12 protein-coding genes are annotated in these 19,205 nt (G+C 64.9%); 6 read left to right on the forward strand and 6 right to left on the reverse strand.

Annotation, left to right across the window (positions count from 1 at the left end; all coding sequences use genetic code 11):
* Nucleotides 1-12: 12 nt before the first annotated feature.
* The 6 genes from VT84_RS16895 to VT84_RS16920 all read right to left on the reverse strand — a co-directional run bounded on the left by VT84_RS16895 (nucleotide 13) and on the right by VT84_RS16920 (nucleotide 11,351).
* Nucleotides 13-2,421: a DUF1549 and DUF1553 domain-containing protein gene (locus tag VT84_RS16895; protein WP_082840359.1), complete on the reverse strand. Its 2,409-nt coding sequence runs from the start codon at nucleotides 2,419-2,421 to the stop codon at nucleotides 13-15.
* A gap of 79 nt (nucleotides 2,422-2,500) precedes the next feature.
* A complete protein-coding gene (locus VT84_RS16900; RefSeq protein WP_082840360.1) occupies nucleotides 2,501-4,966 on the reverse strand; it encodes a PPC domain-containing protein in 2,466 nt (821 codons plus the stop codon).
* A gap of 56 nt (nucleotides 4,967-5,022) precedes the next feature.
* On the reverse strand, nucleotides 5,023-6,393 hold the full coding sequence (locus VT84_RS16905) for a DUF1501 domain-containing protein (protein WP_082840361.1): 1,371 nt from the start codon (nucleotides 6,391-6,393) through the stop codon (nucleotides 5,023-5,025).
* A 41-nt stretch (nucleotides 6,394-6,434) separates the two neighbouring features.
* Entirely contained in the window at nucleotides 6,435-7,088 is a 654-nt protein-coding gene (locus VT84_RS16910; RefSeq protein WP_082840362.1) for a DNRLRE domain-containing protein, read from the reverse strand.
* The gene (locus VT84_RS16915; protein WP_082840363.1) at nucleotides 7,085-9,889 is read right to left on the reverse strand and encodes a sigma-70 family RNA polymerase sigma factor; all 2,805 of its coding nucleotides are present in this window, start codon (nucleotides 9,887-9,889) and stop codon (nucleotides 7,085-7,087) included. Before VT84_RS16915 ends, VT84_RS16910 begins: the two co-directional genes overlap by 4 nt.
* 121 nt (nucleotides 9,890-10,010) lie before the next feature.
* Nucleotides 10,011-11,351, reverse strand: coding sequence for a purple acid phosphatase family protein (locus VT84_RS16920; protein ID WP_082840364.1), 1,341 nt, complete (start codon nucleotides 11,349-11,351; stop codon nucleotides 10,011-10,013).
* A gap of 427 nt (nucleotides 11,352-11,778) precedes the next feature.
* Between VT84_RS16920 and VT84_RS16925 the strand changes: the two genes are divergently transcribed.
* The 6 genes from VT84_RS16925 (at nucleotide 11,779) to VT84_RS16945 (ending at nucleotide 19,193) form a co-directional block, all read left to right on the forward strand.
* The gene (locus VT84_RS16925) at nucleotides 11,779-12,384 is read left to right on the forward strand and encodes a TetR family transcriptional regulator (protein ID WP_052561913.1); all 606 of its coding nucleotides are present in this window, start codon (nucleotides 11,779-11,781) and stop codon (nucleotides 12,382-12,384) included.
* Between the two features lie 310 nt (nucleotides 12,385-12,694).
* Nucleotides 12,695-13,963: an efflux RND transporter permease subunit gene (locus tag VT84_RS39625; RefSeq protein WP_082840365.1), complete on the forward strand. Its 1,269-nt coding sequence runs from the start codon at nucleotides 12,695-12,697 to the stop codon at nucleotides 13,961-13,963.
* A complete protein-coding gene (locus tag VT84_RS16935) occupies nucleotides 13,939-15,975 on the forward strand; it encodes an efflux RND transporter permease subunit (protein WP_204249776.1) in 2,037 nt (678 codons plus the stop codon). Before VT84_RS39625 ends, VT84_RS16935 begins: the two co-directional genes overlap by 25 nt.
* Before the next feature lie 29 nt (nucleotides 15,976-16,004).
* On the forward strand, nucleotides 16,005-17,495 hold the full coding sequence (locus tag VT84_RS16940; protein WP_157469551.1) for an ATP-binding protein: 1,491 nt from the start codon (nucleotides 16,005-16,007) through the stop codon (nucleotides 17,493-17,495).
* Between the two features lie 280 nt (nucleotides 17,496-17,775).
* The gene (locus VT84_RS42005; RefSeq protein WP_315850302.1) at nucleotides 17,776-18,141 is read left to right on the forward strand and encodes a response regulator; all 366 of its coding nucleotides are present in this window, start codon (nucleotides 17,776-17,778) and stop codon (nucleotides 18,139-18,141) included.
* Nucleotides 18,099-19,193 (forward strand): sigma-54 interaction domain-containing protein, encoded by a 1,095-nt coding sequence (locus VT84_RS16945; RefSeq protein ID WP_315850303.1) that lies wholly within the window; start codon nucleotides 18,099-18,101, stop codon nucleotides 19,191-19,193. Before VT84_RS42005 ends, VT84_RS16945 begins: the two co-directional genes overlap by 43 nt.
* Nucleotides 19,194-19,205 lie beyond the last annotated feature (12 nt).

Below are 19,205 nucleotides of genomic sequence, written 5' to 3' on the forward strand. Positions count from 1 at the left end.
CGTCCCACTGCATCAGCGGTTGAAAATGAACTCGTTGGTGTTCAGCAGCGCCCAGAACAGGTCTTCGAGCGCCTCTTTCTTGTCGGTCGCTTGTTCGAGCCGGGTCGCGAGTTTGGCGACTTCGTTCGCGGTGGGCTTGCGGCCCAGGCACCGCAGGTACAGTTCCTCGGCCACCGCCGCCGGTTCTTTCTTGGCGAGCAGCCCCTCCACCACCTTCCCCTCACCGATCTTGCCCGTGGTGGTTTCGCCGTTGAGCAGGTGGAGCGCTTGCGAGAGCGTCGGCGTGGTCTTCACTTCACACGTGCAGGCGGTGGTACGGGTGGACCGGCCGAACGTGGTGAGGAAGTAGTTCGGGGTGCGCCCGTCTGGGAGGTGAACCGCCCGCCCACCGAGTGGCAGGTTGGGGAACCGGTTCGCCGTCTCGGTTACCTGCGTGATGCAATCAAGGAGCACTTCGGCGCGCATCCGGCGCACGGTCTGGCGGGCGAAGTTCCGCTCGTCCCACTCGTTCGTCGGGTTGCGTTTGGTGGAGAGCTGGTACGCGCGGCTGAGGCAGATGTCGCGTGCGAGCTTCTTGACATCGAACTTGTACTCGGCCGCTTTCTTCCCCAGCGCGTCGAGGAGTTCCGGGTTGCTCGCGGGGTTCGACACGCGGACATCGTCTACCGCGTCTACGATGCCCTTTCCGAAGAAGTGCGCCCAAACGGTGTTACTGATGTTCCGGGCGAACGCCGCGTTGTCGGTGCTGGTCAGCCAGTCCGCGAGGGCCGCCCGGTAGTCCCGACCCGGCTTCAGCTCGGGTGCGTCGCCGCCCAGGAACTTCGGCTTCACGAGCCGATCCCCGAGCGGGTGCCGCATCTCGCCGGAGCCAGCGTTGAACACCGTGAGTTCGCGCGGGTCTTGTGCGTTCTTGTATCCGACCTGGCTGAAGAACGCGGCGAACCCGTAGTAATCGTCCATCGTCCAGCGGTCGAACGGGTGATTGTGGCACTGGGCGCACTGGATGCGCGTGCCGAGGAACACCTGTGAGACGTTCTCGGCCAAGAGTTGCGGCGTGGTTTCCGTTTGGAAGTAGTTGACGGCCGGGTTCTCGAACGTCCCGCCGACGGCCGGGAGCAGTTCGCGCACGACCCGGTCGATGGTCGCGCCGCCGCGGATCTTGTCGCGGAGCCATTTGTCGTAAAGTTGCAGCCCCTTTTGGCTGATGCCGTTGACCGTGCGGATCTGCAGCATCTCGGCCCACTTCATCACCCAGATGTCCCGGAACTCGTCGCGTTTGAGGAGCGCGTCGACGAGTTTCTCGCGCTTCTTGGTGTCGGTATCGGCGAGGAACTTCTCGCGCTCCGCGGGGGTGGGGAGGAGGCCCAGCAAGTCGATGTACACGCGGCGCAGGAACACTTCGTCGCTGCACACCTCCGAGGGGACGACGTGCAACTTGTTGAGCTTCGCGTAAACGTGCGTGTCGATGTAGTTGAAGACCGGCGTCTTCGGATCGGTGAATTCTGTACCGGGCCGAACGATGACGGCGCTACCTTCCGTGAACTGGTCGAACCGGGCGAGGACGAACGCTTCGCCCGGCCCGGTCCCTGTAATCACCCCGTCATCGGAAACGGTCGCGGCCGCGTCGTTATTACCGACGAACACGGTGAACCGAGTCACGTCGCGGTCGGTGCCGTCGTCGTACTTGGCGCGAACCACGAGGCGCTGGGCCTCGCCCTTCGTCGCGAACACCGCCTGCTTCGGGAACACCTCGATGCTCACCGGTTTGGCTGTGCTCTTCGGGTCTTTGGGGGCACCGCCTTCGAGCCAGCGCAGCAGCAATAGGTAGTTTTCGCTCCCCGGCTCGATGCGCTTTCCGCCCGTGTGCGGAACCTTGCCGATGGCCTTATTGATGAGCAGGCAGTCGTCCGGCGTTGCCAGATTGACCCGGCGCCCGCCCATCTCGCGGGTGATGCGGAAGTGGTCGCCCTCGGGGTCGTACCCGAACAGCCCCAACCGGAACCCGTCCTTCCCGGACGCGGAGCCGTGGCACTTGCCCGTGTTGCAGCCCACTTTCGTGAGCACCGGCATCACGTCCGTGCGGAAGCGGAGGGCTTCTGCTTCTTTTGCCTTCGTCACGGTTACGGGCACCTTCGCGGAGAATGTGCCGAAGGCGACGCTGAGCGTTGCAGCCCCATCTGTGGCTGGCGCGAGAAAGGCATTCGTGATCGTGGCGACGGGCTTGTCGAGCGCGAAGGTGGCGCTGGCGGTCACGTCCTTCGTGCTGCCGTCGGCGAACTCCGCCTGCACGACCACCCCCTGGCGGTCGCGTGCCGAAGTCAGGTCGACCCGATCCGGCGCAACGGTGATCCGCACCGGCTCCGCTGCGCGGGCGGGAGCGGCAACGGCCACCAACACAGCAGCGATCAGCGCAAAACGCATTGGGAAGATCCTCGGGTGTACTTCTTCGCCCGTTTTTTGTCACGTCGAACCGCGGATTGGTGCCGCAACCCCGCGAGCGCTACTTCTTCTTTTGCTCCAGCCGCAGAGCATCGAGTGGACTGAGCGGTTTACCGGTCGCGTCGGTTTTCACCGCGCCGGGTACGTCCACCTTCAGCGTCCCGTCGCGCCCGAGCCGGTAGACGATCTTCTGGCCACCCAGAGTGCCGGTCAGTTCGCACACGAGTGATGCGTGCGCGCCGGGGGGCGTGGTTGCGTCGATGGCCACGGTGAACTCGACCTGTTTCGCGTTCGCCTGAACCTGAATTTCCTTTGAAGTTGCGCGCGGGGGAAGCCCGTCGAGTTTCGCCGTGAAATTACCCTTCAGCGGCGGGCCGTCGAACTTGCAGACCACCTTGACCGACTTGCCCTGTTCCCCCGCGGCGAGGTCGAACTTGCCCTTTAGCGGGGCTTCGGCGAGTTTCACCGCGTGGATCTCGGACGCGACTGGAGGCATCCCTTCAGGGGACCGACGCGACCGGCGACCACCGCCCCCCGCACCCGCGCCTCCCATTCCCATCGTGGCCGCGAGTGGATCACGTGCAGCGCGCCCCGGGCGGGCGACGTTCGCCTCGGCGATGAGCTTCCACTCGCCCCGCTCGGCGTCCTTGCTCGCGACCAGTGTGACAATGGCTTCCGTTTTGTTGGCAGGGATGAGAACCGCGGTCGGAACCTCGACGCCGGGAGGCAAGCAGGGGAAAATCACTTCGACCGGATCAGTAAAGTCTTTTGCGCGCGTGATGCGCACGGTCACATCGAGCGTCCCGTCGGCGGCGATCGGCGCGGCCGGCGGAACGATGCTGACGGACAGCGGGGATTCCTCCACAACCACGATCGCGAGTTTCGCAAGCGCGACCGAGTGGAGCGCGGAATCGCCCGGCCCGCGAACGAGCGTGACTTGCTGTGTGAACCCGCCGATGATCGGCGATTTCGGCTCCCCACCGGTTCCGGTCAGATCGATCAGATTCCCGCCAAGAGGAGCATCCGTGGCGGCCTCGAACACAACCGGCAGGAGATACTCTTCCGCGAGAATTGGACTCAGCTCGACCTTCACTCCCGCGGGCAGTTCGCTTGTGGCGAGCGTGACCGGTCCGGTAAATCCGTCGCGCCGAACCGCGAGATACGCGGTAACGCGGTTCCCACGCGGCACGGTGATGACGTTCCGGTTCTGAGTCTTCCGATTGCGCTCGGGCAGAAACACCGCGAGGCCCGTTTGAGGGCGGTCGAGTTCGATGCGGTAGATGAACGCCGAACCGCCCTGGTTCCGCTTGTCGGTGACGCGGACGAAATATTCGCCGTCCGCGGGGATCGCGACCTGGAGCCGGCTGTCGTGCGTTTCGTCGTCGTCGTTGGAGCCGAGGAGTTCTCCCCCAGCATCGAGTACCGCGACGACCGTATCGAGCGGCGAACCGACGCGGAACGCGAACGCCTGCACGTCGATCACGTCGCCCTTCTTGGCGCGGAACCGGAAGTGGTCCGCGTCGCCGGGCTTTTCGATGATCCCGTTGAACGCGACCGGCCATCCTGCCGCGACGTTCGCCTGTTTCGGTTCGTTGTTCGGTTCGACCTCGTTCACGTTCGGGAACGCCGACACGCGGAACGGGTTGGGGGTCGGGGCCGTGCCTCCGAGATCGGACGGGTAGAACTCGAACGGCGCCCCAGTCTTCGGGAGCGTGACGCGCTCGGTTCGCTCGCCCGTGGCGTCACCGAACAGTTTTACCGCGACTTCGGTTCCGGCCTGCCCGCCCGCGGGGAAGACCGCACCAGGTCGCGTAAATGTGCCGACGTGCAACACGTACCGGTGTCCGTCGCCGCCACCGAAATTCGTGTCGTGGACCTGAACCATATAGGTGCCGTCGCTCGGCGCGAGGATCGTCACGAACGGGTCTTGGCGGAACAGTGGGGTGTCGTCGACCGCGGCCAGTTGCTTCCCGTCCGGCCCGAATACCGCGATGGCGGTGTCGTTGAGTTCGCCACCCATCCGGACGCCTTCGATCTCGGCCGCGAGCCGCTGCCCCTTCTTCAGCGCGACCGCGAAGTAATCGGACCCGCCCGATTCGACCACGCCCGCGACACTCACGTTCAGCGGAACCGATTGGGCCTGTTCGCGCGTGCCGTTGGGCTCTTTTTCGAGCACGACGGGGAACGGCGAAATACGGAACGTGCGAAGTTCGGACGCGCCGCCCTTGGTGCGCAACCGAAATGGGTATTCCCCGAGCTTGCAGTCAGGCGCCGACGTCAGTGTCGCAGTCACTTCGTTCTCGCCCTTCGCGGTCAGCTTCGTGCAGACCACACCGGGGGCGTACATCATCAGTTCTTGCGGATCGGTCAGACGCGCGCCGGCGATGGTCAGCGTGAACTCGGTCCCGCGCTGACCGACACCGGGTGCGACCCCTTCGAGGGTCGGGGGAGCAGAGAAGGAATAGCCATAAAAAGGCACAACCAGCGCAAACACAGACAAGAGGACGCGGACCGAGGTGCGATTCATTTGTGGTTCTCGTTTGTGCCCTTTGTGCTTTTTTGTGGCCGTTACGTCTTCCGCTCTCAGGCCAGTAGCCCCTTCACCACTTTGCCGTTCATGACGATCTGCTGCGGGCGGTTGCCCGGGGACATGAGATCCTTCTTCGCGTCGATACCGAGGAGGTGGTACAGCGTGTGGGCGTAGTCCTCGACCCCCAGCGCGTTCTTGGTCGGTTCGGCCGCGAGCGCGTCGCTGGACCCGTAGACCTGGCCGCGCTTGATCCCGCCGCCCGCGAGCACCACGCTGAACACGCGCGGCCAGTGATCGCGCCCGCCGCCCGCGTTCACCTTCGGAGTGCGCCCGAACTCGCTGTTCACCACGATCAGCGTGCTGTCGAGCAACCCGCGCTGGTCCAGGTCGGTGACCAGCCCCGCGAGCGCGACGTCGAGGACCGGCATCTGCGTTTGGATGCCGTTGTAGTGGAATGCGTGCGTGTCCCACGACCCGAAGGTGACGGTAACGAACCGCGCCCCCGCCTCGACTAACCGGCGCGCGATCAGGAACCGCGCCGCGCCGCCGTTGCGGAACGCGAGCGGCCCGGACAGCCCGGCCATGCCGTAGAGCTTCTTGGTCTCTTCGGTCTCGTTCTTCAGGCTGAAGGCGTCGCGCACGGTGGGCGAGCCGAGCATCCCGTAGGCGCGCTGGTAGAAGCTGTCCATCGCGGCGAGTTGGTCGTCCTTTTCGGTCTTCGCAAAGTGGTCGTCGACGAGTTCCTTCCACTCCTTGCGCGCCGCGAATCGTGCATCATCGACGCCCCGCGGCAGCGCCAGGTCGCGCACCGCGAACCCGGGCCGGCCGGGGTCGGTCCCCAGCGCGAACGGGCCGTACTGGTTGCTCAGGTATCCGCTGTTGAGGTACTGGCTGCCGGCGGTGGGCACCACGATGTACGGCGGCATATCGTTCCGCACGCCGAGCTGCTGCGCGGTCACGCTGCCCATGCTCGGGTACGTGAGCGCCGGGCTGGGCCGGTACCCGGTGAACATGCTGTGCTCGCCGCGGCTGTGGTCCACTTCCGTGTGGGTCATGCTGCGCACGACCGTGAGTTTGTCCGCGACGGCCGCGGTCTTCGCCATGTGCTCGCTGAACCGCACGCCGGGGAGCCTCGTCGCGACCGTGTCGAGGATGCCGCGGTACTCCGCGGGCGCGTCCGGCTTCGGGTCGAAGCTGTCCATGTGGGCGAAACCGCCCTGGAGGTAGATGTGAATGACGGACTTCGCCTTCGCCTCGGTCTTGTTCGCCGGCTCCGCGGCGCGGGCCGCGGCTTCCATTTTGAGGAAGCCGCCGAGCGACAGCCCAAGGCCCCCGAGCCAGCCGACGCGAATCAGGTCGCGGCGCGTGGGGCGGGTGAAGTGGGCCGGGTCCGCGTTCCAGGTGCCGGGTTGTGGAGCGCTCATAATGGTCCTCGTGGTGGGTTGGGCCGTGGGCGGGTTGTGTGTCACTTCTTGGGCGGGGTGAACTCGACGACCAGCTTCGGTCGCTGCTTCACGTCCTCGAACTCGGACGTGTAGAAGTCCCACCCGTTGCCGCCGGTGTTGATGAACACCCAGCCGTAGTTGGGCGTGCCGTTGGCCCACGCCTGCACGGTGTCCGTCACTTCAAAGGGGATGTCCGACGAACTGGCCGAGATCTTCCCGAACGTGAAACTGTCTTTCTGCTTCGAGGCTTCGAGCCCGTCGGCGGTCACGCCCGCGACCAAGCTCGTCCAGGTGGCAGTGCGCTTCCACGGCACGAGCATCCGGTGCAGGTGAACCGTGTCGCCCGGATCGAACGCGCTCACGACCATCTTGGCCGAATGGATCGCGGACTTTGGCGGGATCTGTCCGGGTTTGTCGCCGATGATGTTCTCGAATCGCATCAGAATTTGGCTCTCGCCGCCGTCGTTGTCGGCGTCGCTGCTCGCGTTCGGGTTCCCTTCGAGGCACGTGTTCGGCGACACTGCCCAGATCTCGATGTCCACGGTACCGGCGTAGCCGTTCGCCCCGTCCTGGAACGTCACGGTCCGTTTCGCGCCGGTGCCCGGAGGCACATCGGCAGTGAGCCCCACCGCTACGAGCAGGGCGCCCGCGAGCGCTGCGAAAGTTACTTTCATTGCGTGCCTCCTTCCGAGGGGCCGGGCAGAACCACATCCGGAATCGTGATCGTCTTGCCGGGCTCGATCGCGAACTTGCCGAGAGCAACCCGGTTCGCCCCGGAGCCGACCGTAACGGCATACCGCGAACCGGGGATCAGTGCGGACAGTTCGGCGACACCATCGGCGTTCGTCTTCGGGCGGGTTGGGTAATTTGTCGCGTCGAACCACTCGACCGGTTGCGCGTCCGCGGCTCGCTCGCGCGCATTTGAGTCGGTCGTGCGATCGCGCTCGACGAGCAGCGACAGCCCGACGTCCTGCCCCGCTTTGGGCTTGCCTTTGGAATCCAGAACCCGCAGGCGAATCGTGCCGCACGCGCGTAGAGGAACGTTCGATGCCGATGTGCCGGGACTTACGTCCGCAACTGCACCGGTTCGTGCGACCGGATCGAGCAGGTAAGCGCGCGTCGTGTAGCCCTCACGACAGCCGGGCACACTGAACGCGCCGCCGCGCACGGATACCGGCAGCGCTGCGTACCCGCGAACGGGTGAGACGCGCCCCGACGCGAGCAGAATGGTGGTTCCACTATCCGCGACGGGATGAAGCACTGTGCCGTTGATGGATCGAGCCGAGCGGAGAGTGGCTTTGACGGGCTGCACCGCACCGGGCTCGGGCATTTCGATCCGTGCAATGTGGTGCGCGAAGATCGTGGTGTGAGTCGTGCCGGGGAGCTTCGCTGAAACCGTCTCGAAATCCGGCGTCGGGCCGTAAACACGAACCGAGCACGCGCCGGGAAGTACCGGGAGTGCGAACGCCCCATCCGGCCCCGTGCGAGTGATCGCGTCGCGCCCCACGAGCACGTCGTCCTTCCACTCGGGAAGTGTCGAAGCTTCGTGCCCCCAGTGAACGGCGGCCCCCGCGAGCAGCTTCCCGTTCTCGTCCGTGACCGTGCCGGTCACCCAGCGCCCGCGTGGCACACGCACAACAAGGCGCTGATCCGTGGAAGCGGTCGCGATTTCGACCCGCGTGCGCACACCGACGTAAGGCCCGCTCTCGGCAAGCGGATGCACGAGCACTTCGACCTGATCGCGCGGCGTGAGGTTCACTCGCACTCGCCCTCGATTATCTGTTACCGCGTCGATGTCGGCGGGAATGGAGCGCGGGCTGAGGATGCCGTGATCGGTGGCGCAGAAGTGCGGGTGGGCCGAAACGGGGTCCGTGATGACGGTCACGCGCGCGCCGGGAAGAACGGCGTCGGTATCCCCCGCTCGGACTTCAACGGTTAACGAGCACGCCCGATCGAGTCGAAACTCACCGAGCGATCCCGGTTTCACGCCGTCGATCCGGAAAACGTCGAGCGCGAACCGCGGGTCGAGAACGCGCACCCACACGTTCTCCGCGCCCCCGAGTGCAGGAAACGCAAACGTGCCGTCCGCGCCGCTTACCACAGCCTTTGGCCACGCGGGTGGGGATGCGGATTCTGCACGTCCCACGACGGGCTCCGCGACCGCATCGCCGATACGAACTACTTCGACACGCACACCGACCGCCGCGCGCCCGGCTTCGTCGAGTAACTTCCCCCTCAAATCGGAAGCCGCGGCTAACGTCAGTTCGACCTCGCCCGGCGAAGGACGCAGCCGAACCGGGAGCGTTGCAGGGGCGAAATTCGGACCCGATGCCTGTACGGTCACCACACGCCCGGTGAACCACGTATCGAAATCGTCGAATACGTTCAGCGCGAACCGCCCGTCCGCACCGGTCTGTGTGGTGGCAATGACTTCGTCGCGCAGTCCGCGCTCGCCCGGGCCGAACGGCCGACGCGCCAGCGCCACGACCGAAGCTCCCGCCACCAGTTCGCCTTTTGGCCCGCGCACCACACCCGTTACGGTCGTTTGCGCTCGGGTGGAGCTTGCAATTGGAGGAGGCTCAGTTTCGAGTGTTGGAGCCTGGGGCAGTTCTGGCGGAATCATGAGCGCGACGGCACACCCGACGAGCACAACTGAGATCGCGAGCAACGCGACGGCGAAGCCCGTGCGATTGGTCCCGTTTGCAACAACCGAAGGTGCAGCGTTCGCGAACGCTCCCGCGCGAGTTGCGGGTAGCGCTCCCGTGCGAGCGACAGCGAGTCCGGTTTCTACCGTTCGTGCGAGGAGAGCTGGCGGTGCGGCGGAAGCCGCGGGGAGTGCCGCCCCGGTGAGAACGGCCGCGAGGATTTTCGTCGCGGTTTTGCCGTGCTGAGCGAACCGCCGGCGCAGGCGCGTTTGGGCGCGGACGAAGCGCCGGTGAACCGCGGCTGTCGAGCACCCGAGTTCGAGGGCTGCGTCCGCGTAGGTGCGCCCTTCGAGGCAACAGAGAACGAGTACCGCACGTTCCGATTGTGACAGTTGCGCAAGCTCGTCATCGAGGAGCACTCGGAGATCGTTCGCGGCCGATCCGTCGTTGTGCGGCGCGACTTCAGCAACGCGCTCTTCGATGCGCCGCTGGCGGGCGATCGCGCGCTGGAGATCGATCGAGCAATCGCGCGCGACCCGAAACAGCCACCCGCCGAGAGCTTCTTTGTTAATAATGCGTTTGGCGTCGCGTGCGAGCCGGAGGAACGTTGCCTGAAGTGCGTCTTCCGCGTCGGCCGGGTTCCGGAGCACCCGCAGACAGACGCCCCACACCAGTTCGCTGTGGCGCCCGACGAGCGTAGTGAACGCCTGCTCGTCGCGCTCTTGAATAAACCGGCGGAGCAGGTCAACGTCGGTCCGCGTGTCCTCTTTCCAGGAGGCCACGACGAACCGCAGTTGCCGAATCACGGTCGATCGGGACTTTTCCGCCATGAATCCGCCCGCGATGAGTGCGCGTCAACACACACAATGCCGCTTCAAGCAGCCCGCTTTTCTCGCAGCGTTTCGGCATTCATCAGAGCTTCGCGCGTCCCACATAACCGGGGCGGTCCCGTTACCCACTCACCGCTACCGCGCCGGTCTTCCGCTGACCGGTGTGGCTCGCGTCCATGACGCGGCCGTTCTCGTCCAGCGCGAGGTGGAACCGCTCCTTGCCCTGGATGCGGTGGAGCGTGAGGTGATAGTCGCCGCTGCTCGCCGCCAGATACGCGAGCTTGTCCGGCGCTTGCGGGGCGCGGAGCCGGCCCCACGACCCGTCGCCGAGGAACAGCACACCGTTGTCGTCCGCCAGACCGCCGATCAGTGGCTTGGTGCGTTTGAACGTGTGGTCGTGGTGCTCCAGAACCACCGGCACGCGGTACTTCTCGAACAGCGGAACCCAGTGCTTGCGGTTGCCCACGCCGGTGCCGGTCCCCTCTTTGCCGTCCGCGGGGACTTCGGCCTTGCGGAACGACGGGTACGCGGGGACGTGGTTCACCACGATCGTGTTCGGGTGGTCCTTGCGGGCCTTGAGGGTCTTTTCGAGCCAGTCGGCCTGATCGCCGCCGATGGCCGACGTGTGCCCGGTATCGAGCAGCACCAAACTCAGGTAGTCACCAAAGTCGAGCGTGTTGTAACCCGTATCCGGGAACAAGCCATCAAAGAGGGCGTAGTAGAACGGCGCCTTCTCGCGCGTCTTCCCGAACCCGCCGTCCACTTCGTGGTTCCCGATGCACGTGATCATTGGGATCATGCGCCCGTTCTTCCCGACCATGTGCTTCGAGTAGTTCCGCAGGAACGCGAGGCTGATCTCAACCGAGCGGCCGTTGTCGTACCCCAGATCCCCGCCCACCACTGCGAACATCGGATCCTGGCGTGCGGCCTGGATGTTGTTCGCGACCGCGTGGGCGTTCACCCCGCAATCGCCGCCCGAAACGAAGTGGATCGCGTCGCTCGCCTTCGCCGGCATCGTCCGGAACCGGTACACCGGCGACGATTTTCCGATGCGGAACTCGTAATCGGTCCCCGGAACCAGCCCGGTCAGTTCGGTGCGGAACACCTTGAAGTCGGTCTTCGGGTACGGCTTCGTGACGGTCGCTTGCGACTTCCACAAATTCATCCGAGCAGCGCCCGCCGCGATCGCGAGATACGGGGTCGCGCCCAGGTTCGCGGGGCGGTAGTAGACCGCGGTGTCGGCCGTTTCGCCCACCGTGCCGACCCACTGCACGGTCATGGTCGTCGTCGGGTCGCGGTGCCACGTTAGGAACAGCGTGGTCGGCTGGAACGCGAAATCGTCCGGCCCGCCGACGAGGGGCGCGTCGAGCGCCGACCACTGCGGCTGGGCGGCGCGAATCGACGGCGCGAACGCGCCGGCCAGCGACGCTCCGAGGAGCGCACGACGAGAGAGACCTGACATGCTAGTTGGCTCCGGGACCGCGAATAAAAGGTGCCACGGCGATTTTCTCGACCGGAGACCGCGATGACAGTGAATTGGCAGTGAAGACTGGGTGCAGATGTGAAACACCTGCCAGTGTCTGGAGATCCTCCCCCGCGAAACGAAGGTTTCCGCGCGATTTTCATACCGGCTTCGCGCGTTTCATCGTCTTGTGCAAGAGCTTTGGTTGTAATCGAGTACCCACTGACCGGTCGCGGGCGAACTCGGCCCGTTTGAGCGACTCGATGGTTCCAATAAACTTCGTGGCTCATGAGGCGGTAGAGGTGGAGATTTAGCAGAGGATGCTGTCGGGCAACGAGTTGCGACCAGCCTCCACCTCTACCGCCTCATGAGCCAAACGGTCTTGGCCCCGTCGATTCGGGCGGAGTGCCTCGATCGAAAGGTTCCCATGCCCGATGGCCCGCTCACCCGCGAACGGATTTGGGCCACCGCTGAGGACGCGATCCGCAAATACGGACCGGCGAAGGCGACCGTGGTGGACGTGGCCCGGGCTCTGGGCGTAAGCCACGCGGCGGTCTACCGACACGTGGCAAGCAAGGCGGAACTGAGAGACTTGGTGGTCGGCCGATGGATGGAGACGATCATGCCTCCGCTCCGAGCGATCGCGACGAAGTCGGGGCCGGCCACCGAGCGATTGCGGGAACTGTTCGGCGCGCTGATCGCAGTGAAGCGCCGACGATCCTCGGAAGACCCGGAGCTGTTCACCGCGTACCGAGCACTTGCAGCCGATGCCCAATCCGTGGCCGCGGCCCATGTCGACGAGTTGATTGAACTGACCGCAACGATCATCCGCACCGGCGTGCGTGACGGCACGTTCCGCACCGTTGATCCCGTTACCGCGGGGCGCGCGCTGCTGTTCGCCACGTCCCGGTTCCATCACCCGGCCCACGCCGGCGATTGGTCCGACCCGGCACTCGCCGCCGCGTTCGTCGACGTGTGGCAGTTGTTGATGGACGGTCTGGTGACGGGGCGCAAGCCCCGGAAAAGTGAATAACCGCTGCTCGCGAAGTCTCGCCAGCGAGGGATTAATCGCTGGCGTATTTTACCCCAAGAGACGAAAATACGCCGATTACGATTGCGAAATCGGCGCACCACATCATCTGTACTCACCTCTTTGATTCGACCGCAATTCCTTTTGCAGTTGATGTTTGCGTTATAGTGCTCGGCCCGACGCGATTCGGGCACAGTGGTTGCCTTTAACGGGTCAACGGTACGCGACTGCCACTCGTGTCGTTGAACGCTCCCGACGAAGGACACCCCCATGTCCGCGCGATCTCCCGGAACACGCCATCGCTTCCGTCTCTTTGGTTTGCTCGTTCTCGGCGCTCTCGCCGGCGCTCTTGTGGGGTGCCAGCGAAAGCCCCCCCCAAGCCGCCGCGATCCGCACCCAGAATGTGGACGCCCCGGCCGGGCGCATCGGCCAACCTCCGGCTCCGACGGGACAGGCCTTCCAGTTCCCGCTTGATACGCTCGGGCGCCTCGCCGGCCCCGAACAATTCGACGGAATCATCGTCAAGGCGAGCGGTTCGCCCCAAATCCTCTCCGCCGGCGGGCGCCTCATCGAACAGGCTCGCGCCGCGAAGCCGAAACCCCGGGTCGTGAAGCTACTCTCCGCCGACGCCACCAGTGACCCGACTACTCCGCCGACCGTCGACGACATCGTTGCGGTTGCGCCGGCTACGGGAGTCGCCCCGTCCGATTCGTCGGCCGATGCGGGCACGGACCCGACCAGTGATCCCGCGAGCAGCGGGAACCCGACCACGGCGTCGATGCCCACTCCTAGCAGTTCAGGCGCATCGGCGGCACTCACGTCGACCGGCCCAACGGCCGGCGGGACCGTCGGGAGCGGCGCACTCGGTGGGGGCGCGCTGGAGTCGGGCGGGCCGTCACCTGCAACTGGCCTCGTGCGCCTCCAAGATGTCGCGCGGATCGAACTGGGGGCACAGAACTACAACACGATCTGCTCGTTCGACGGGCGCCCGTCGGTCGGCCTGGGGCTGTACCAGCTCCCGGGGACCAACGCGCTTGATGTAGGCGACCGCGTGCGCGAGAGGATGCAGGAGCTGAAGGCCGGGTTCCCGGACGGCGTGGATTACCAGATCGCTTACGACACCACGCCGTACATCCGCGACTCGGTCCGCGACGTGATTCACACGCTGCTGGAGGCGATCGGGCTGGTGGCGATCGTCGTGCTGGTGTTCTTGCAGGACTGGCGGGCGATGATCCTGCCCATGATCGACGTACCCGTCTCGCTGATCGGTACGCTCGCGGTCATGTCACAAATGGGATTAATACTGTACATCATGACACTGTTCGGGTTGGTGCTGGCGATCGGGATCGTGGTGGACGACGCCATCGTTGTTCTGGAGAACATCGAGCGCCAGATGGCGACGGGATTAGATGCCCGTACTGCGACGATCAAAGCAATGGAAGAGATTACGGGGCCGGTGCTGGCGATCACGCTGGTGCTCAGCGCCGTGTTCATCCCGTGCTGTTTCCTGGGCGGAATCACCGGCTCGTTCTTCCGCCAGTTCGCCGTCACGATCGCGTGTCCACGCTCATCTCGGCGGTGAACGCGCTCACCATGACTTCGTCGCGCGCCGTGCTGATCTTCAAGGCGGATGCGAAGAAGCACGGCCACGGCCACCACCGCGAGGCGCTGCCGTGGTGGATCTTCGCGGTTCTGGGCGGGGTGCTGACACACGAGTTGGGGCCGGACCTTTTCGGTCGATTCGTTCAACTTCCCCCCGCACCGGAACACGGCGGCGAGTCGTGGGCGGCGCTGGGGCTAAAGGTCGCGTGCTTCGCGCCGCCCGGTATCCTCGTCGGCGCGATCCTGGGTTGGGTATTCATCCGCCCGGTGAACGCGGTGCTCGGGGCGTTCTTTCGCTGGTTCAATCGGGTGTTCGACCGCGTAACCGATGTCCACGGCGCGGTGGTGAGCCGGGTGCTGCGTGTTAGCGTGATTATCCTGCTCGCTTACGGCGTGCTGTTGGTGCTGACGTACACCGAGTTCGTGAGCACGCCCACCGGGTTCATCCCGCAACAGGACAAGGGCTATCTCATTCTCAACGTGCAGCTACCGGATTCCGCGTCCGTGGAGCGGACCGAAACGGCGATGGCGGAGATCGAGGCGATTGCACGCGAGACGCCCGGCGTGAAGCACACGCTCGGCATTTCGGGCCGATCGGTGATCCTGAACGCGAACGCCCCGAACCTCGGCTCGATGTACGTGATGCTTGACGGATTCGATCAGCGGAAGGGGACCGACCGGACCGCGGACGCGATCGCCTCGGCGATCCAGCAGCGGTGTAAGCGCGATGTCGACGACGCGATCGTGGCCGCGGTCGGCGCGCCGCCGGTCGATGGTTTGGGGACGACGGGCGGGTTCACGCTCATGGTCCAGGTTCGCGGGAGCACGGATCTCACTCAACTCGACCGGGTGGCGGGGAGCGTGGTCCAACGGGGCAACGAAACGCCGGGATTAACGGGGATGTTCACGAGCGCGGGCGCGGACACGCCCTGGCTGTACCTGGAGATCGACCGCGACAAGTGCCGCTCACTGGGTGTTCAGGTGAGCGACATCTTCAACGCGCTCCAGGTGTACTTGGGTTCGTACTACGTGAACAACTTCAACGAGTTCGGCCGGACCTGGGAGGTGAACATCCAGGCCGACCCGAACTTCCGCGGCGACGCTTCGGACATCTTGCAGTACCAGGTGCGGAACGCGCAGAACCAGACGGTCCGGCTCTGGACCGTCACGACCGTGCGAGACGCGAGCGGGCCGGTGGTGGTGCGGTACAACATGTACTCGGCTGCCGCGGTGACCGGGAACCCGGCGGACGGGACCGGGTCCAGTCAGGTGATGGAGCTGATCCACGGGATCGCGACCGAGGAGCTCGCCCGGGGAATGAAGACCGAGTGGACCGAGTTGGCGTACCTTCAGAGCCAGGCCGGGAACTCGGCGATGTGGTTCTTCGCGCTGGCTGTCGTGTTCGTGTTCCTGGTACTCGCGGCGCAGTACGAGAGCTGGAAGTTGCCGCTCGCGGTGATTCTGGTCGTTCCGATGTGTCTGCTGTGTTCGATCATCGGGGTTCAGATGGCCGGGATCGAAGTAACTGTCTTTACACAGATCGGGTTCGTGGTACTGGTGGGGCTGGCGTGCAAGAACGCGATCCTCATCGTCGAGTTCGCGCGGCAGCGCCAGGACGCCGGGGAATCTCGGAGCGCCGCAACGCTGGAAGCGTGTAAGCAGCGCTTGCGGCCGATCGTGATGATCAGCTTCGCGTTCATTTTCGGCGTGCTGCCATTAGTGTACGCACAGGGCGCTGGGGCCGAGATGCGGAGTTCGCTGGGGATCGCGGTGTTCGCGGGGATGCTCGGGGTCACACTGTTCGGGATCTTCCTCACGCCGGTCTTCTATTCGGTCCTGCAGTGGTTCGGGACCACGCCGTCTCCCGCGCCGGTCAACGGTCGCCCGCCAGAAGCGGGGGTGCATTTGGAGCCCGTCGGCCACTTGGACAGTTCCGGTGAACAGGGTACGGTGAAAGTTGGGGCGCATGCGCCGGGCGATCACCGGGAATAACACGTCGCGTTCGGGGGAGGTTCGTGGCCGTGACGCTGAACCGACAGGTTCTCTTTCAGGTAACCGCGCCCGCGCTGCTCGTCGCGCTGGCGATGCTCGGCACGAGTTTGCTGGGCATTCGCTCGATCAACCACCTCCAAGCGGACCAGGACAAGATCGTTTCCGAGCACGTCCGGAGCCTGGAGGCGGCCCAGGACTTGGAGACCGAGCTGCGCCACATCCGGTTCCACAGCTTCCTGTACGTCATGGACATGACGCCGACGCGCTGGGCCAAGGTCGCCCGAGACCAGACCGCGTTCGAGCGCATCCTCGGAGAGATTCGAGATCGCGCGAGTTCGGACGAGGAACGCGAGGTTCTGGGCGAGATCGAAACCGGCTACACGCGATACCGCCAAGAACTCGAAGCCACGACCCGCTCGCCGGTTGGTCCGACCAAGGAAGACGCCTTGGTTTGGTCCGATGCGCACCCGATCCGTTACATTGTCGTTCCGTGCGAACAGTTGCTCAATTTGAACCACAAGGCGATGCAGGAAACGGTCGATCAAAGTGCTCAACAGGGCCGGCGCGCCCGCACGTGGATGATCCTGCTTGGTGTGCTCGGGGCCGTCGGGGGATTGGTCGGTGGGTTCGGTATGGCGTGGGGGTTGAGCCGGTCCATTACGCGACTGAGCGTTCGGCTCCGCGACGTTCACGCGCACTTGGACCAAGAAGTCGGATCGCTCCGGTTAACGGCCGAGGGCGGTGATCTTCAGCGAATGGAAAAGCAGGTGGGGACGATTCTGGAGCGCGTGCGCGACGTGGTGAGCCAGCTCCAGCGCCAGGAGTGTGAAGCGCTTCGGGTCGAGCAACTGGCCGCGGTGGGGCAACTAGCCGCGAGTGTCGCACACGAGGTCCGCAACCCGCTCACCAGCATCAAACTCCTGGTCGGTGCCGCGCTCAGCGGTCGGTGCCCGCGTGGACTGTCCGAGACTGATCTCCAGGTCATTCACGACGAAGTCGGGCGGCTCGAACGGAAGGTTCAGTCGCTCCTCGATTTCGCGCGGCCGCTGGAAATTGGGCCGGAACCGCAGGACATCGCCGGGGTGGTTCATCAGGTCATCGATCTTGTTCGCGAGCGTCTCACGCGACAGACCGTGTGCTTAACACTTGATCTCCCGCCCGGTCCGGTCGCGGCCGAACTCGACGCCGATCAGTTCAAGGGCGTGCTGGTGAACTTGATCTTCAACGCACTCGACACGATGCCCGGCGGCGGTGGACTTGACGTGCAACTCGCGCGGGAAACGGGCGGCGCCGTGCGCCTGACGGTCGCGGACACGGGACCGGGGATCGACGACCGCGTTGCCGATCGGCTGTTCACCCCGTTCTTCAGCACCAAGCCGACCGGAACCGGACTGGGATTGAGCGTCTCGCGCCGGATCGTTCAAGCCCACGGCGGAACGCTGACCGCGGCGAACCGCACGGCCGGAGGGGCCTGTTTCACGATCACCCTCCCCGGCGGAAGGACGAAAAGCGCGGTGTGAATTAGGTCGGTGTTTATGATTCGGTTTCCGCTTGCCTGTTCGTTATTCGCGCGTTCTGAAACGATCGGTTCAGGCCCTGCAAAACGCCGGAATGTTAGCTGTTTGGGAGCGGTTCATCACGCGGAAGGAGTGCGTAACTCTTTTGTGGGACATGAGTTGTCGACGGCTCGCGGTGCCCCATGAGGCCGGAAATGTTAGCTAAAGTTAGCAAAATGGATTAAGTCGATTCTGGCGAACAATTTGTGTCACTAACGAATACTTCTCACCCCGAACGACCACGATGCCAACGCTCCTCGTAGTGGACGACGAACCGAGCGTGTGTTACTCGATCGCACTGCTCTTCGGCGACGAGACGACGCGGGTCGTCACCGCGGGCAAGGTGGCCGAGGGCGTCCGCGCGTTTCGGTCCGAGCGCCCGGAGGTGGTGGTGCTCGATCTGCTCCTGCCCGACGGCACCGGGTTGCAGGCGTTCGAGGCCATTCGCGCGATATCCCCGAAGCAGCCGGTCGTCTTCATCACGGCTCACGGCACGACGACCACGGCGATCGAGGCCATGAAGCAGGGGGCGTTCGACTACCTGATTAAGCCCTCGATTTCACCCGGGTGGCGAACATTCTGCGGCGCGCGTTCGAGGCCGCGCACCTGATGCAAGTGTCCCCGGTGGTGCCCGCGCTGGAACCGCGCGAGCAACTCGTCGGCCGCGCCCCGATCATTCAGGAGGTGTGTAAGCAGATCGGCCGCGTCGCACCGCAAGACGTGAACGTGCTGATCCTCGGCGAGAGTGGAACCGGCAAGGAGTTGGTTGCGCGTGCGGTCTACCACCACAGCAAACGTGCGGACAAGCCGTTCCTGGCGATCAACTGCGCCGCGCTGCCGGAGTCGCTGATCGAGAGCGAACTGTTCGGTCACGAGCGCGGCGCGTTTACGGGTGCGGACCGCGCGCGCATCGGGAAGTTCGAGCAGTGCCAGGACGGGACCATTTTCCTCGACGAGATCGGGGACATGCCGTTAGCGGCCCAGGCCAAAGTGCTACGGTTGTTGCAGGACCAGACGTTCGAGCGGGTCGGCGGGCGCGAGAGTATCCGGACGCACGTCCGCGTGATCGCGGCCACGAACCAGAATCTGGAAAAGCGGATCGCCGCGGGGCTGTTCCGGGCGGACCTGTTTTACCGGCTCCAGGGAGTTACGATCGCGCTGCCCGCGCTGCGCGACCGGCCCGAGGACATTGCCGAACTCGCGCACCACTTCCTGTTTCTGTTCAACCAGGAACTGGGACTAAATGTGCAGGGTTTCGACCCGGCCGCTTTAGACTGTTTGCGTGCCCACCGCTGGCCGGGGAACATCCGCGAGCTTCAGGCCGTTTTGAAGGAGACGATGCTGCGAGCGACTGGCGCGATTCTCTTACCGGAATTCTTGCCTCCAACCCTTCGCGGACAATCGACCGCGCGCCCCGCGGACACAACGACTTCCGGTGAAGTGGACGTGTCGAAGCTGATCGAGGATCGCGTTGCGCGAGGCGAGAACGATTTGCACGCTCGGGTCGTGACGGCTGTGGAGCGGATCTTATTTGACCTGGTGCTGCACGCGACCAACGGGCATTTGGGCAAAGCGGCCGAGCGGCTCGGGCTAAACCGCTCGACGCTGCGTTACAAGCTGCGAGACACCGGGCTCTCGGCCGAAAACCCACACGCGGAGTGAGCGACCGTTGGC

It is taken from the genome of Gemmata sp. SH-PL17, assembly GCF_001610855.1.
GTDB classification, from domain to species: Bacteria; Planctomycetota; Planctomycetia; order Gemmatales; family Gemmataceae; genus Gemmata; species Gemmata massiliana.